This window comes from Arthrobacter sp. NPDC093128, assembly GCF_040683875.1.
GTDB lineage: Bacteria > Actinomycetota > Actinomycetes > Actinomycetales > Micrococcaceae > Arthrobacter.
This window is the reverse complement of the sequence record NZ_JBFBEY010000007.1, coordinates 55603-69720: the sequence shown is the minus strand read 5'-3', so window position 1 is coordinate 69720 and position 14118 is coordinate 55603. Positions and strand designations below refer to the sequence as shown.

General features: G+C 66.4%; 11 protein-coding genes, 3 tRNA genes and 1 pseudogene. 8 read left to right on the top strand and 7 right to left on the bottom strand.

Annotation, left to right across the window (positions count from 1 at the left end):
* Positions 1-13: 13 nt before the first annotated feature.
* The gene (locus AB0N24_RS10100) at positions 14-1432 is read right to left on the bottom strand and encodes a C40 family peptidase (RefSeq protein WP_364123369.1); all 1419 of its coding nucleotides are present in this window, start codon (positions 1430-1432) and stop codon (positions 14-16) included.
* Between the two features lie 444 nt (positions 1433-1876).
* Here AB0N24_RS10100 and AB0N24_RS10095 point away from each other — a divergent pair, with 444 nt between their 5' ends.
* Positions 1877-3796: an EAL domain-containing protein gene (locus AB0N24_RS10095; protein ID WP_364123367.1), complete on the top strand. Its 1920-nt coding sequence runs from the start codon at positions 1877-1879 to the stop codon at positions 3794-3796.
* Positions 3797-3802: 6 nt separating this feature from the next.
* Here AB0N24_RS10095 and AB0N24_RS10090 read toward each other — a convergent pair.
* From AB0N24_RS10090 to AB0N24_RS10070, 5 genes and pseudogenes are all read right to left on the bottom strand, one after another.
* Positions 3803-4339: pseudogene (locus AB0N24_RS10090) on the bottom strand (cation transporter).
* A gap of 14 nt (positions 4340-4353) precedes the next feature.
* Positions 4354-4782, bottom strand: coding sequence for a metallopeptidase family protein (locus tag AB0N24_RS10085; protein ID WP_364123365.1), 429 nt, complete (start codon positions 4780-4782; stop codon positions 4354-4356).
* Positions 4783-4791: 9 nt separating this feature from the next.
* Positions 4792-5781 (bottom strand): DMT family transporter, encoded by a 990-nt coding sequence (locus AB0N24_RS10080; protein WP_364123363.1) that lies wholly within the window; start codon positions 5779-5781, stop codon positions 4792-4794.
* A gap of 134 nt (positions 5782-5915) precedes the next feature.
* Positions 5916-6857, bottom strand: coding sequence for a class A beta-lactamase (gene bla, locus AB0N24_RS10075; RefSeq protein WP_364123361.1), 942 nt, complete (start codon positions 6855-6857; stop codon positions 5916-5918).
* A gap of 214 nt (positions 6858-7071) precedes the next feature.
* Positions 7072-7953, bottom strand: a complete 882-nt coding sequence (locus AB0N24_RS10070; protein ID WP_364123359.1) for an ArgP/LysG family DNA-binding transcriptional regulator — start codon at positions 7951-7953, stop codon at positions 7072-7074.
* Between the two features lie 69 nt (positions 7954-8022).
* Between AB0N24_RS10070 and AB0N24_RS10065 the strand changes: the two genes are divergently transcribed.
* Entirely contained in the window at positions 8023-8625 is a 603-nt protein-coding gene (locus tag AB0N24_RS10065) for a LysE/ArgO family amino acid transporter (RefSeq protein ID WP_364123357.1), read from the top strand.
* Between the two features lie 83 nt (positions 8626-8708).
* Complete coding sequence (locus tag AB0N24_RS10060) at positions 8709-9254, top strand: isoprenylcysteine carboxylmethyltransferase family protein (protein WP_364123355.1); 546 nt, start codon at positions 8709-8711, stop codon at positions 9252-9254.
* Positions 9255-9266: 12 nt separating this feature from the next.
* Here AB0N24_RS10060 and AB0N24_RS10055 read toward each other — a convergent pair whose 3' ends face one another.
* Positions 9267-10289, bottom strand: a complete 1023-nt coding sequence (locus AB0N24_RS10055; protein WP_364123353.1) for a PHP domain-containing protein — start codon at positions 10287-10289, stop codon at positions 9267-9269.
* Positions 10290-10463: 174 nt separating this feature from the next.
* On the opposite strand from AB0N24_RS10055, the gene AB0N24_RS10050 reads away from it, so the two are divergent.
* The 5 genes from AB0N24_RS10050 (at position 10464) to AB0N24_RS10030 (ending at position 14015) form a co-directional block, all read left to right on the top strand.
* Positions 10464-10536, top strand: a tRNA-Glu gene (locus tag AB0N24_RS10050).
* Positions 10537-10651: 115 nt separating this feature from the next.
* Positions 10652-10725, top strand: a tRNA-Asp gene (locus tag AB0N24_RS10045).
* 48 nt (positions 10726-10773) lie between these two features.
* Positions 10774-10849 (top strand) — tRNA-Phe (locus AB0N24_RS10040).
* 325 nt (positions 10850-11174) lie between these two features.
* Positions 11175-12257, top strand: a complete 1083-nt coding sequence (locus AB0N24_RS10035) for a LacI family DNA-binding transcriptional regulator (protein ID WP_364123351.1) — start codon at positions 11175-11177, stop codon at positions 12255-12257.
* 78 nt (positions 12258-12335) lie between these two features.
* Positions 12336-14015, top strand: coding sequence for an ABC transporter substrate-binding protein (locus AB0N24_RS10030; protein ID WP_364123349.1), 1680 nt, complete (start codon positions 12336-12338; stop codon positions 14013-14015).
* The last annotated feature ends 103 nt before the right edge of the window (positions 14016-14118 follow it).

The following is a 14118-nucleotide window of genomic DNA, read 5'->3' as shown; positions in this document are numbered from 1 at the left end:
CAGGCGCAGGACACTAGTAGCGGGCCACGGTGGGGTGCAGCTGCATTCCGGCCATCCAGGCGAGGTCCGTCACCGTGATGCCGTCCTCCGGGTTGAGGGCCTGGACCACGCGCCCGCCGCCAATGTAGATCCCCACGTGGTAAAAATCGGGGGCCGATCCCCAGACCAGGAGATCGCCGGGCTGTGCCTGGGAGAGCGGCACGTGCACAGGTGCCTGCGCATACTGTTGGGCTGCCGTGCGCGGTAGGTATTTGCCGGCCGCGGCGAAGGCGTTCTGCACCAGTCCCGAACAGTCGAAGCCCAGCGGTCCGGAACCCCCGTACTTGTAGAAATAGGGGGATCCCACCTTGGCCAACGCTGCCGAGATGGCGGTCTGGTTTGAACCGCCCGGGGACGGAGCCGGCGCGGGGGACGGAGCCGGAACAGCCGGCGGCGGGGTGACCAGTTCGGGACGGACGGGAGCGGGCGCCGCCGGTGCCGCGGGAGCGGCCGGAGCGGGAGCAGCCGGTGAGGCCGGTGAGGCCGGTGTCTGCGCCGCCGGCCGGTTCTGTGCTGCCGGGGATTGTGCTGGGGTGGCCTGTGCCGCGGCAGCCTGGTCCGCTGCCTGGGAAGCGGCGGCCGCGGTGACAGCCGCCAGCCGGTCCTGGGCGCGCTGGCGGTCCAGCGCGTCCACCCTGGCGGATTCGAGCGCCACGGTGGTGTTCCTGAGGCTTGCGAGCTGGTCCACCAGCACGGTCCGCTGGGCCTTTGCCTCGGACACCGCCTTCGTCCGGGCAGCGTTGGCACGTTCGGCATCAACCTTCCGGTCCTCGGCTGACTTGGCGGCATCGTCGGCGGCACGGTTGGCGTCTTCCGCCGCCGCGGTCAGTGACTTCGCCGCCGAGGCGGCGTTCTCGGCGGCTTCGAAGGCCCGGCTGCGGCCGGCAGAGATGGCTTCAAGGGTGGCGGCCTGCTGCAGTGTATCGCCATTGCCACTGACAAAAGTGCTCAGTGCGGGATTGAGCCCGCCGTTCCGGTACAGGTCCCCGGCCAGCTGTCCCACCTGCTTGCGGGTCTTCGCCTGTTCGGCCTCGGCGGACGCGGCCTTCGCCGAGGCGAGCGTGGCGGCATCCCGGCGTATCTCGAGCGTGACCAGGGCGTCACCGTAGGCATTGTTGGCCCGCATGGCCGCCGCGAAGCTGGCTTCCTGGGCTGCCGCGGCGTCCGCCAGGAGGCGGTCGATCCGGGTGACCTGGTCCGCCGTCGCGCTTTCACTGGCTTTGGCTGCCGCGATCTCTTCCGGGGACGGAATCTCCGGCGACGCCGGAACCGTCACAGCGGGCACTGCTGTGCCCGGAAGCGGTGCGGCCTGGGCGGGCAGGGTAAGGGATCCGAGGAGTACGACGGCGGTGCACAGCACAGCCGCTTTGCGGCCGGATCCGGTCAAACCCATCAATAAACCTCGCAGCAGTCAGGCCGGAATGAGCGAGGAGTTTGAATTTTTCACGCGTGATTTTCACAAGTAAATGCTCCGCTGCGGAGATCCGGCACACCCGAGGCTACGTGCCAACAGCAACTTTGGCAACACTGGTCACATCGATAACATAAACAACAATGATGTGATTTCGTCACATTTCTTCCGGCGTGTCGGAAAAACCGGCCCAGCGGGTGGATTCCCTGTCGGACAACAGGCCTGTTCGACTATCGTGGCCCCTAATCGGCTCCCTGCTCGGGCAGGGTATCCGTACTTCCTTGCGACGGGGGCGTTGTGGAAAAACGTGGGCATCACCTATGGGCGGATGGCGAACCTGACAGCGGACCCTCCCGTAGGCGCGGGCGTCGAAGCCCCGGGCGCCACGGAAGGCGCCGCGGCTTCAATGCTGAAGGGCTGTCCTTCATGGTTCGCTGGGTATTCGCGGTGTCGGCCGCGATGCTGGTTGCCGGCTTTATCGAGTACGGCGTCACCCGCCAGCACATCATCGACCGCGGACTGCAGGATTCCCGGCGGAACTACGAGGCACTGGCCGAAAGGCTTGAGCAAGTCCTCGGCGAGGAGACGGACCCGCTGCGGCGCGAGCAGGGGGTTGCGGCGGAGGTCCGCCACCTGCAGCACAGCCAAGGCACAGTGTATGTTGGCTTATTTGACGCGGCAGGGACGCTGATCTTACGCAGCGGCGAGGACGGCGGCGCGTCCGATCATGCTGACGCCTCCCGTTTTGCCGAGGTGCTGTCCACTGGCGAAACCTCCGTGGAAACCGAAGCCGAAATCGGGGGTAGGGGCATCACGCGGTATGAGTTCCTGGTGCCGGTGTCCGCGCCGGAAGGAACCCTGATACTGGAGATTGACCAGCACGCGGACATCATCACGGAATTGATCGGGGACCTTGGCCCGCACAAAATCCTGGGACTGTTCACTGCCATAGTGGTCGCCATACCGTTGTCGTATGTCTTCGGGGGACGCTCCCTCCAGCGCCACCAGATGCGAACACAGCAGCAGGCTGACGGGGACCCGCTGACCGGCCTGGCGGGGCGCCGGCCGTTCCAGCCCTCACTTGAGGCGACGCTGGCGGACACAAGGTTCGCCACCACCACTCTGGTTCTGCTCGACATTGATGGATTCAAACAGATCAACGACCGGCTGGGGCACAGCCACGGCGACCGCGTCCTGCGGGCCCTGGCCGATTCCTTCCAGGTACTTCCCGCGACCGACACTCCGTTCCGCCTCGGCGGCGACGAGTTCGCAGTCATCCTGCCCGGCAGCGACGAGGACCGGGCAACCGAAGCGCTCGACCAGGTCCGCGCGGCCCTTGCCAGACGGTTCCCGGGCGTGACGTTCAGCGCGGGTGTCGCCTCAAGCGCGGGGGAGTCGCTGACTCTGACGGAACTGTGGGAGCGCAGCGACGCGGCGCTCTACGAGGCGAAGCGCCTGGGCCGGCGTCAAAGCGTCTCGTTCAAATCAATGGCCGAGGGCCACATTGTCAGCGCCGAGAAAATCGACGAGCTGACTTCCCTGGTCTCAAGCAAAGAGCCGCTCAACGTAGCGTTCCAGCCCATCTGGGACCTGCGCCGTGGGGTGGTGCTCGCCCACGAGGCACTGTTGCGCCTGCCGGCAGGTTCGAGGATCAACGGGCCACAGGAGGCGTTTGAACTCGCCGAACGTCTCGGCATGGCCGCGGTGCTGGACGCCCGGGCGCGGTCAGCGGTGCTGTCGGCGGTTGGCAGGCAGCACTGGGAGGGGCTGCTCTTCCTGAACGTGCACCCGGACGGATTGCCGTACTTCGATCTTGATCATCTGGTCGCCGAGCTGGCGGCAGCGGGACTGGAGGCTGAAGACGTCGTCCTGGAGGTCACGGAGCAGGCCGGGCTGAACCATCCGGACTCCATCCGCACGCTCAGGCATGCCCAGGGCCGCGGTTTCCGGCTGGCCCTGGATGACATGGGCAAGAGCAACGCAGGCCTGCATTCCCTCGGACTGGTCCGATTCGACATCATCAAGATTGATGGGGACGTTATCTCCCGTCTCGACAACGACCCCTCGGCGGTGGCCACCGTGGCGGCCGCCGTCACCTTCGTCCAGCAGGCCGGAGGATGGATCATTGCCGAGGGAATCGAAGAACCCGGCATGCTCACCCTGCTGCTGCAACGGGGCCCTGCTGCTGTTGGGCACCAGCCTGTCATTGCCGGGCAGGGCTACCTGCTGGGCCGTCCCAGCGAACGGCCGGTAGGACTCGACTCGCACTTGGCCATCCTCGACGAGTTCTCCGTCGGGCGGGCACTGGATCTGAGGGACCTGGACGAACAGCGGTGGTTTCCCTAGTGCCGCTCAGGCGTGCTGGTGGGACTCGTGCTCGGGGTGGCTCTCGGGCTTCAGCTGCTGGAACGTGCAGTGCTCGGTGTCGAAGTGCGAGCCCAGGCACGTGGTTAGTTTGTCCAGCACCTGGTCGGCGCCTCCAGGAGCACGTCCACCACATCGCGGAGCAGGTGCCACGCCCGGGGGAGGATCACCACGGCCGCTGCGATCACGGCAAACGAACCCAGCAGGTCCCCGAGGACTTCAAGGTAGGCGCCGCGCACGTTCAGGCTTTCCTTCTGCGCGCAGGTACCCGTAGGTCCGCTGGTCGCTCGCGGGCCGGGTGGCGATCCAGGCGGCCAGCAGGGCAATGAACACACCGGCGGCGTCGGACAGCATGTGGCCGGCGTCGGCCAGCAGCGCCAGCGAACCGGAGATCACGGCGCCGACGATCTGGATCAGGACCACGGCCAGGGTGATGCTGAGGACGGCGATCAGGCGTTTGCGGTGCTTGGCAGTGCCCGTGCCACTGGCAGAGATGCCGTGTGAGTGGCTGTGGTCGTGTCCCATGCCTCCAAGGCTAGCTAGTCCCAGCCGAGTTCGTGCAGCCGTTCGTCGCTGATGCCGAAGTGGTGCGCAATCTCATGCGTCACGGTAATGGCCACCTCCTGGATGACCTCTTCCCGTGACGAGCAGATTTCCAGGATCGGCTGGCGGTAGATGGTGATGCGGTCGGGCAGCGAGCCGGCGCCCCACCAGGCGTCCCGCTCGGTCAGCGGGACACCCTCGTAGAGGCCCAACAGCACGGTGTCCGGGTCCTCGCCGGGCTGCGGGACGTAATCGTCCTCGATGAACACGGCAACGTTGTCCATGGCCTGCGCCACGTCCGGCGGGATGCGCTCCAGGGCGTCGCTGACGGCCGATTCGAAGTCTTCCTCGGTCATGGGGAATGGCGCGTCGTTGTCGGCGCCGTCCGGGACGATGGGGAGACCTGGCGGCAGGTTGGCGGGCATACCAAGACTCTAGCGGGACTTTCGCCGCGTCAGCCCCACACCCACCAGGCAGATCACGCCGCCCACCAGGCCCCACACCGTGGGCACTTCGCCGAGCACCAGCCAGGAGATGAGGATGGTGGTGCCGGGGACCAGATACGTGGTGGCGGCCAGTTTTCCGGCATCGATGAGGGACAGCGCGTACGCCCACGTGGTGAACGCAATCGCCGTCGGGAAGATCCCCAGGTAGACAACCCCCAGGGTGGCCGGCAGCGGGGCCTGCTGCAGTTCGCCCACCAGCTGGCCGCTGAACGGCAGGCAGCAGAGGGCACCGATCATGATGCCGAACCAGGTGGCCTGTGCCGCGGGGAATTTCCTCAACACCGGCTTCTGGACGATGACGCTGACGGCGGCGAGCACGGCGGCCAGGAGGCAAAGCAGCACGCCCAGCACGTCCGCCGTCGACCGTTGGCCGGAACCCAGCGCAATGACAGCCACGCCCGCGAACGCAATCAGGCTGCCGATGATCAGCCAGCGCGGGAATCCCTCTTTGAGGATCACCCCGGCCATCACGGCGATCAGGATGGGATTGACGTTGATCAGCAGGGCGGCGGTGCCGGCGTCCAGCATGTGCTCGGCGGCGTTGAGGGCCACGTTGTAGCCGCCGAACCACATCACGCCGTACGCCAGGATGGGCCACCACTCACGCCCTCGGGGGAGGTTCCGCAACTTGGGCAGCACCACCGCACCGAGGACGACGGCGGCAATCGCCAGCCGTCCCAGGGTCAGGGAACCGGGGGAGAAGCTTGGGCCCACCGCGCGGATGCCCACGAAGGCGGAGGCCCACAGGACCACCGTGACGGCGACGGCGGCCACTCCAAGTTTGTTGACCGGCGCGCTCCTGTTGGCGACGCTGCGTGTGGCTGGCGCGGGTTGCGGGGCGGGTGCGGGGGCAGCGTGCGGGGACCCTTCGTGGGGGCCTGCGGACGGAGTGGGGCCGGGTGCGGCGGTGGTAGCCATGCTGCCAATCTAGCCCTCGCCGCATCGCCGCGGCTGGCGGAAATCGGTCACGTCTAGTCGAGATCCTGCCAAAGTTTCCCGGCTGACAGCCGGGCGCTTTCGGCGGGTTACTCTTCGCCGGTCAAATCCGCGCGTCACTTTCCGCTGGTCACCGCCCGGGTCACGGCCGCGACCAGCTCGTTGCTCCCCGGCGTGTCGGCCACGCCGGTGGCGGAGTCAGTGAGGATGGCGATGACCAGCGGTTCGCCGGCGGGATTCCGGATGATGCCGACGTCGTTCACGGTGCCGAACAGCCCGGCGCCGGTCTTATCCGCGGATGTCCAGCCGCCCGGCAGGCCCGCCCGGATCCGCGATCCCGACGTGATGTTGGCCAGCATCCAGCCTGTCAGCCGGGTCCGCGTTTCCGGGCTGAGGGCGTCGCCCAGCAGCAGCTTTCGGTACCCCTGCGCGAGGGCCTGCGGCGTGGAAGTGTCCCGTGGATCACCGCGCTCGGCGTTGTTGAGCTCGGGCTCCCAGCGGTCAAGCCGTGTTTCGGTGTCGCCAAGTGACCGGGCGTAGGCGCCGATCGCAGCCGGTCCTCCCAGTTCCTCCAGCAGCTGGTTTCCCGCCGTGTTGTCGCTGTGCGTCAGCGCCACTTTGCAGAACCACTTCAGCGGCAGGGTGCTCCCGGCAAAGTCGGCGCATTCGGGTGAGTTCACCACCACGCCGGCGGGATCGATGCGGATGCCCCGGTTGAGGTCCGTCAGTCCTTCCCGGGCGCGTTCCAGCACAGCTGCCGCGGCGTAGACCTTGAACGTGGAGCACATGGCGAACCGCTCGTCGGCCCGGTGCCCGAACTCCGCGCCGGTGAGCCCGTCTGCCACAAACAGCCCAACTCTCGCGGAGAACTCCCGCTCGAGCCGCTCCACCCTCCGCATGAGCCAGTCCCTCCGTTGAAGGAGCACATTGGCCGCGGCCGGCCCCTGGGAACTTGCTGCGACCGGTGCCCCGGCGAGGGCGATGCCTCCTGCCACAGGCGCCGCCAGGGCTCCCGTGAGCAGGGTCCGCCGCGAAAGGTTTGAAGTGCGTCCGGCCATGGCTGCTCCCCGTGTGTTGGGCCTGTTCCCGCACCGCCGTCCGGATCGCCGACGCTAATGCCGTTTGCGCCGATGGCGTGCACGCGAGGTCCACTCAACCGACGTCACCGTAATTTGTCAATCACTTTTACTAAGCTGTCATTCGGGGTGCTATTGGAGCCGGCCGCGCTCCGGCCGTCACCCAACGGGACCGGCCGGGCCCGGGCGCCGCCTCTCACCTCAGCACGCGGGCCGCGTCCTGGATAGCTGCCGCCACGCCGTCCAGCACGGCCGATCCGTAGCGCCACTGCTGCCAGTGCAGCGGGACGTCGACGAAGGACTTGGCGGCCAGGGTCTGCAGTGTTCGCTGGTCCAGGTCGTCGCCGAGTTCAATCTCGGGAAGCAGGCCCCAGCCCATGCCCAGCCGGATCGCCTCGCCGAACTCGTGGGCTGCAGGCACATAGTGGCGCGGCGGCTGGAGGGGCTTGCGGCTGAACCGCCGCAGGTAGCGGTCCTGCAGGTCGTCCTTGCGGTCGAAGATGATGACCGGGGCCTTCGCAAAGGCACTGGCCGCCGCGCCGCTGTCGAACCAGGTTTCGGCGAAGGCCGGCGTGCAGACCGGCAGGTAGCGCATGACGCCGAGCCGCCGGGAGGTGCAGCCCGGGGCCGGTTTGGCGGTGGCCGTGATGGCCGCTGCCGCTGCGCCGCTGCGGAGGAGCTCCAGCGAATAATCCTGGTCCTCGCGCAGGATTTCCAGCTGGACCGTCCCGGCCGCCGCAGCCAGCCCGGCCAGCGCCCAGGTGTGCAGCGAGTCGCTGTTGATCACGAGGGTCAGGCGGGTGTCCGGATGGGGGTTGCCGGGCTGCAGTTCATCGGCGAGGTCGGCGGACAGCATTTCGAGCTGCCGGGCAAACCGCACCACCGCCTGGCCGGACTCGGTGAGTTCAATCGGACGTGTCCTCCGCAGGACAGGGCGGCCGACGGCAACCTCGAGGGCGCGGATGCGCTGGCTGACAGCGGAGGCGGTAACCGACAGATGGCTGGCCGCGGCATCGAAGCTGCCCTGCGTGACGATGGCCGCCAGCGTCCGGGCCTGGTCCGGATGGATGTCTATCATTAGCTCATCTTATCTATGAGCAGAATGTTTAACTGGTTTCATGATGACGATCCTCCTACCGTTGGGAACGTGATCCTTCCCTTGCTCTCAGGCCTAGCCAGCGGCCTGTCCCTCATCGTGGCCATCGGCGCCCAGAACGCCTTCGTCCTCCGCCAGGGCCTCCAGCGCTCGCATGTCGCCCTGGTCATCGCCGTCTGCGCCGTCTCGGACCTGGTGCTGATCCTGTTGGGCGTGGCGGGCGTCGGCGTCGTGATCGAACAGGCTCCGGCAGTGCTCGAGGCGGTGCGCTGGGCCGGGGCTGCTTTCCTGGCGGCTTACGGAGCCTTCGCCGCCTGGCGGGCCATCCGCGGGCAGGCGCTCGGACAGCTCGGGACAGGGCAGGCTGTCAGCTGGGTCGCTGTCTTGGGAACCGGTCTGGCCTTTACGTGGCTGAACCCGCATGTGTACCTGGACACGGTCCTGCTGCTCGGGTCGCTGGCCAGCACGCACGGCCCGGACGGCCGCTGGTGGTTTGCTGCCGGGGCGGGTCTGGCCAGCATCGCCTGGTTCACGGCACTGGGCGTCGGCGCACGATTCCTGGCCCCGGTCTTCCGGCGCAGGAGTGCGTGGCGCGTCCTCGATGCCGTCATCGCCGCGGTCATGGTGACGATGGCCATCTCGCTGGTCGCCTGAGTACCGCCAACCCCCGTCCCGCCGGAAGGACAGGGCCGGTCGGCACTTGCCCGCTCAAGGGGGGCGGGTTCACGATTGCTGGTATGACAGCATCCGCAGCTTCGGCCCGCGACAGAAGGCGCGCAGCCATCGGCACGGCGGCCTTCGCAGTTGCCCCGGCAACAGTGGCTGGTGTGGTTCCGTGGCTCCTCACTGGCTGGGAAGTGGCGGCGCCTGTACCCGGGGGTGTGCCGGCGCAGGTCACCGGCGCGCTGTTGATCGGAGCGGGCGCGGCGGTGATTGCGAACTCCTTTGTGCATTTCGCGGTGGAGGGCCTCGGGACTCCCGCGCCTTTTGCGCCTCCCAAGCATCTGGTGGTGGGCGGGCTCTACCGGTACGTGCGGAATCCGATGTACGTGTCCATAGCAGCGGCCGTCGCCGGGCAGGGGCTATTGCTTGGGCAGCCTAAGCTCTTTCTGGCGCTGGCCATCGGCGCCGTCCCGGTGGTGGCGTTCGTCCGGCTGTACGAGGAACCGGTGCTGACCCGGAAGTTCGGTGCGGCATACGACGAGTACCGCCGCAACGTCCCGCGCTGGCTGCCCAGGCTCACGCCGTGGCGCCCGGAGGGTCCGGGGTCACCGCGGCGCTAGTCGCACCGGCGGCTACTTTCCGCGGCCCGCCCACTCCAGCAGCCGGTCCAGTGACCAGGTGGTGACGATCCGTTCGGCGGGCACCCCGTTCGAGGCCGCGCGCTCGGCGCCGTACTGCAGGAAATCCAGCTGCCCGGGCGCATGGGCGTCACTGTCGATACTGAAGAGGCAGCCGGCGTCGAGGGCCAGCTGGATCAGCTCGTCCGGGGGATCCTGCCGCTCGGGACGGGAATTGATTTCGACAGCGACATCCTGCTCGGCGCACGCGGCGAATACCCGCTTGGCGTCGAACTCGGACTGCGGCCGGGTTCCCCTAGACCCCTGCAGCAGGCGCCCGGTGCAGTGGCCCAGGACATTCATGTGCGGATCGTTGATGGCGCCGAGCATCCTGTCGGTCATGGTGCGCCGGTCGGACCGGAGTTTCGAGTGGACGCTCGCCACCACGACGTCCAGCCGGTCCAGCATGTCCGGCGACTGGTCCAGGGTGCCGTCCTCCAGGATGTCCACCTCGATGCCGGCCAGCAGGCGGAAGTTGCTGCCGTCGTCGTCGTTGATCCCCGCAACAACGTCCAGCTGCTCCGTCAGGCGTTCGGCGCTTAGTCCGTTGGCGATCTTGAGGTTGGGCGAGTGGTCCGTCAGGGCAAGGTAGTCCCGGCCCAGCGTCCGGGCGGCGTCAGCCATGAGCTCGATCGGGGACCCGCCGTCGGACCAGTCGCTGTGGCTGTGCAAGTCACCGCGGAGGGCGGAGCGCAGTTCGGCGCCGCCTTTTGCCAGTGGCTGCTGCCCACGCTGCCGCAGGCCGTCGAGATAGTCGGGGACGCCGCCGTCGACCGCCTGCCGGATGACTTCAAAGGTTCTTTCCCCGATGCCCTTCATGCTCTTCAGCCGGCCATTGCGTGCCCGGGCAGCCACCTCGTCCGGGTCCAGGGCCCCGATGATCCCGGCCGCCTTTCGGAACGCCTGGATCTTGAACGTCGGGGCCAGCTCGCGCTCGAGCCAGAAGGCGATTTCATTCAGGGCATCAACGGCGTCCATCAGTCCATCTTGCACCCGATGGGTGCCGAATCCTGCCCCCGTGCGGGACCGATTTTGGATATTCCGGAAGTAGGCTCTATAGTTTTAGAGGTCCAGTTCGGAGCAACTCGAAAGGACAAAAACGAAAGGCTTCGGCCCTTTATTTTTGCCCTGAATGAGCCGGATTGAGTTCAGGCCCCCATCGTCTAGCGGCCTAGGACACCGCCCTTTCACGGCGGCGGCACGGGTTCGAATCCCGTTGGGGGTACGCAAGGAAGTGGTCAAACCGGACCGAAAAGTCTGGTAGGCTAAAGGCCTTGAAAAATTGCAGTAGCGATACTGCAGGAAGCAAGAAACACGCAGTACAAGCAGTAAACAAGCAAGGCCCTGTAGCGCAGTTGGTTAGCGCGCCGCCCTGTCACGGCGGAGGTCGCGGGTTCAAGTCCCGTCAGGGTCGCTCTGATTGCCAGAAGAAATTCCGGCCGTCAAGGTGACATGTCACCTAGGCTCTGTAGCTCAGTTGGTAGAGCGTTCGACTGAAAATCGAAAGGTCACCGGATCGACGCCGGTCGGAGCCACCACTGGGAAGCGCCAGTTCTTCGGAACTGGTGCTTTTCTTCTTTAACCAGCTACTCCCTCTGAGGCGCAGCAGGTCCAGCGACGCGCAAATGTCCCCGCGACGCGCGTCGTGACGCTCCCGGCGGCGCCCCTTCGACCACAGAGTCCGGCGCCAGCATGGCGCGCTTACCGGCCCAGAGCGCGAGGCCAGGAAAATCCCCACGAAACCCGTTGACAGGATCCTAGTAACGCGCGTAACCTAAATCACACGCTCGAAGTAACGCGCGTTACTAAAGATGATTCAGCTGGCCACGGCGGCCAGTGTTGGCAAGATACCCGGAGTATTCAATGGCGAACAGCACACCCACTGCGGCGGAGGCGACTCCGTCGGCCCCCGGCAACCGCGGCGCCACCATGGCGGACGTTGCCAAAGCCGCCGGAGTGTCCCGCACCGCCGTGTCGTTCGTCCTCAGCAACCGGGAAAACGCCAGCATTTCGGAAGACACCAAGCAGCGCATCCTCGAAGCGGTCCACAGGCTCGGTTACCGGCCCAATGCCGGCGCCAGGGCCCTGGCTTCCCAACGGAGCGACTGGTACGGCATCGTCACAGAGATCGTCACGGCACCGTTCGCCGTCGACATCATCAAGGGCGCGCAGGACCAGGCCTGGCTCTCCCGCCGGTTCCTGCTCATTGCCCCTTCAGACCAGGCCGATGCCGTAGGACCCAACCAGGGGATGGAGGATGCAGCATTTGAAAAGCTGCTGGAGCAGAGGGTGGAAGGACTTCTGTATGCGGCCACCTTCCACCGGGCCGTGCATGTTCCGAAAAGCGCCAACGAGGTGCCCACAGTCCTCATCAACTGCTTCGACGCGGACGGGAAGCTGCCCTCGATTGTCCCGGACGAGCGTGCCGGTGGCCGCGTCGCCGTCGAGCGGTTGCTCCAGGCAGGCCACTCCAGGATCGGTGTCATCAACCTGGATCCGAACATCCCCGCCGCCATCGGGCGCTTGGACGGTTGCCGCGAAGCACTCGCCGCGGCAGGGCTGGAACTCGATCCTGATCTTGTAGTCCCGGGATACGCGACGGCGGACGGCGGCTACGAGGCAGCCTGCCAAATTCTTGACAAATATCCCGCCGGGGCAGGCAGGCCAACCGCGCTGTTCTGCCTCAACGACCGGATGGCCATGGGCGCCTACGACGCCATCAAGGAGCGCGGGCTCGCCATCCCCCAAGACATCGCCGTGATCGGCTTCGACAACCAGGAACTCATTGCGGCCTACCTCAGGCCGAAACTGACCACGGTTGCGTTGCCCTTCGAGGAGATGGGTGCGCTGGGTGTCCAGACACTCGCAAGCCTTACAGCAGGACAGCCGATCACTGCACATCAGCAAATGGTCGACTGTCCGCTGCTAGAACGCTATTCAGTCTGACGGCAAATCAACTACTGAACAGCAACCCCAACCACACCTTCACCTTCGACAGCGAAGACGAGGAAAGAGATATCCATCATGACACAAGCACGATTCCTGAGGTCTGCCCGCATTGCGGCGGCCGGCCTGGCCATGGGTGCCCTGGTGCTCACCGGGTGCTCCGCCAATGCGGGCAACTCCGGCTCCGCGAAGGCTGACGCCTCGGCCCAAAGCGCGCTCCTGACCATTCCCCGCGAGGACATGGGCACGTTCGTCCGGAACTTCAACCCGTTCGCCCCCACCGTGGCCCCCATGACCCAGCAGGCCATCTACGAATCCCTGCTGGTCTACAACCCGGCCAAGGGTGAAACCACCCCGTGGCTGGCCAGCGAATGGAAGGCAGCCGAGGACGGCAAGTCCATCACCTTCACCCTCCGCGACGGCGTGAAGTGGTCCGACGGCCAGCCCCTGGTCCCGGCCGATGTTGTCACCACGTTCGCGCTGCAGAAGAAGATCAAGGGCGGTTACGACTACCTGGACACTGTCGCGGCCGAAGGCACCAACCAGGTCAAGTTCAGTTTCAAAACCGCATGGTCCCCGGCGCTGTTCGACCTCGGCCAGCTGAGCATCCTGCCGGACCACGTCTGGTCCAAGATTGCGGACCCCGAGAAGGACGCCAACGAAAAGCCCGTGGGCACCGGCCCGTACACCGAGGTGGACACCTTCCAGGCCCAATCGTTTGTGCTCAAGAAGAACCCCAACTACTGGCAGCCGGAAAAGCAGAAGATCGCCGGCATCAAGATGCTCGCCTTCGCCGGGAACGACGGCGCCAACCTCGCCGCCGCGAACGGCGACGTAGACTGGGCCCCGCAGTACATGCCCAACATCGAGAAGACCTTCATTTCCAAGGACCCGGACCACCGCAAGTACTGGTTCCCGCCCACGGGTTCCATGATCAACTGGCAGCTCAACACCACCAAGGCCCCGTTCAACGACACGGACGTCCGCAAGGCCCTCTCCATGGCCGTGGACCGTGAGCAGGTCACCAAGATCGGCATGAGCGGCTACACCCAGCCGGCGGACTGCACCGGCCTGTCCGGGAACTACGGAACCTGGAAGAACAAGGACGTCCAGGACGACTGCGACTGGACGAAGCTCAACGTTGACGAGGCCAACAAGCTCCTGGACAAGGCCGGCTACCCCAAGGGCGCGGACGGCAAGCGCACGCTGAAGGACGGCAAGCCCTTCGAGTTCAAGATCTCCGTAGGCGCCGCGTCCTCCGACTGGCTCTCCGTGGCCAACGTGATCGCCCAGAACCTCGCCGAGGTGGGCGTCACGGCCAAGGTTGATTCCCCGGACTGGGCAGCCGTGGTTGCAGGCTATGAGACCGGTGACTTCGATTCCGGCATCGTCTGGAGCGCCAACGATCCCAGCCCGTACAAGTACTTCGCGGGCATGATGGGCACCTCCACGGTCAAGCCGGTGGGGGAGAAGACGTTCGAGAACTACCACCGCTTCGGCGACGCCAAGGCCGACGCCCTGCTGACCGAATTCGCGGCCGCCACCGACCAGGACAAGCAGCACGAGATCGCGGACAAGCTCCAGGAGGAGTACAGCGCCGTTGCCCCCGCCATCCCGCTGTTCGCAGGGCCGGAATGGGGCGCCTACAACAACACGCGCTTCACCGGATGGCCCACGGAAGAAAACCCGTACGCCACCCTCTCGGTCAGGGCACCCACCACGGTGCTGGTCCTGACCTCGCTGGAACCAGCCAAGTAGGGGCTGGGCACTCAGTCCCCTCGCCCCTTCCGCACTAACGGCGTGCCCGGCACCAAGCCACGGCACCGGGCACGCCGCCCCACTTCCGCAATTCCCGAATGGA

Excerpts from the sequence above, each read along its gene's own strand:
- AB0N24_RS10100 (WP_364123369.1), bottom strand. The coding sequence starts at position 1,432 with ATGGGTTTGACCGGATCCGGCCGCAAAGCGGCTGTGCTGTGCACCGCC.
- AB0N24_RS10095 (WP_364123367.1), top strand. The coding sequence starts at position 1,877 with ATGGTTCGCTGGGTATTCGCGGTGTCGGCCGCGATGCTGGTTGCCGGC.
- AB0N24_RS10085 (WP_364123365.1), bottom strand. The coding sequence starts at position 4,782 with ATGCCCGCCAACCTGCCGCCAGGTCTCCCCATCGTCCCGGACGGCGCC.
- AB0N24_RS10080 (WP_364123363.1), bottom strand. The coding sequence starts at position 5,781 with ATGGCTACCACCGCCGCACCCGGCCCCACTCCGTCCGCAGGCCCCCAC.
- bla (WP_364123361.1), bottom strand. The coding sequence starts at position 6,857 with ATGGCCGGACGCACTTCAAACCTTTCGCGGCGGACCCTGCTCACGGGA.
- AB0N24_RS10070 (WP_364123359.1), bottom strand. The coding sequence starts at position 7,953 with ATGATAGACATCCATCCGGACCAGGCCCGGACGCTGGCGGCCATCGTC.
- AB0N24_RS10060 (WP_364123355.1), top strand. The coding sequence starts at position 8,709 with ATGACAGCATCCGCAGCTTCGGCCCGCGACAGAAGGCGCGCAGCCATC.
- AB0N24_RS10055 (WP_364123353.1), bottom strand. The coding sequence starts at position 10,289 with ATGGACGCCGTTGATGCCCTGAATGAAATCGCCTTCTGGCTCGAGCGC.
- AB0N24_RS10035 (WP_364123351.1), top strand. The coding sequence starts at position 11,175 with ATGGCGAACAGCACACCCACTGCGGCGGAGGCGACTCCGTCGGCCCCC.
- AB0N24_RS10030 (WP_364123349.1), top strand. The coding sequence starts at position 12,336 with ATGACACAAGCACGATTCCTGAGGTCTGCCCGCATTGCGGCGGCCGGC.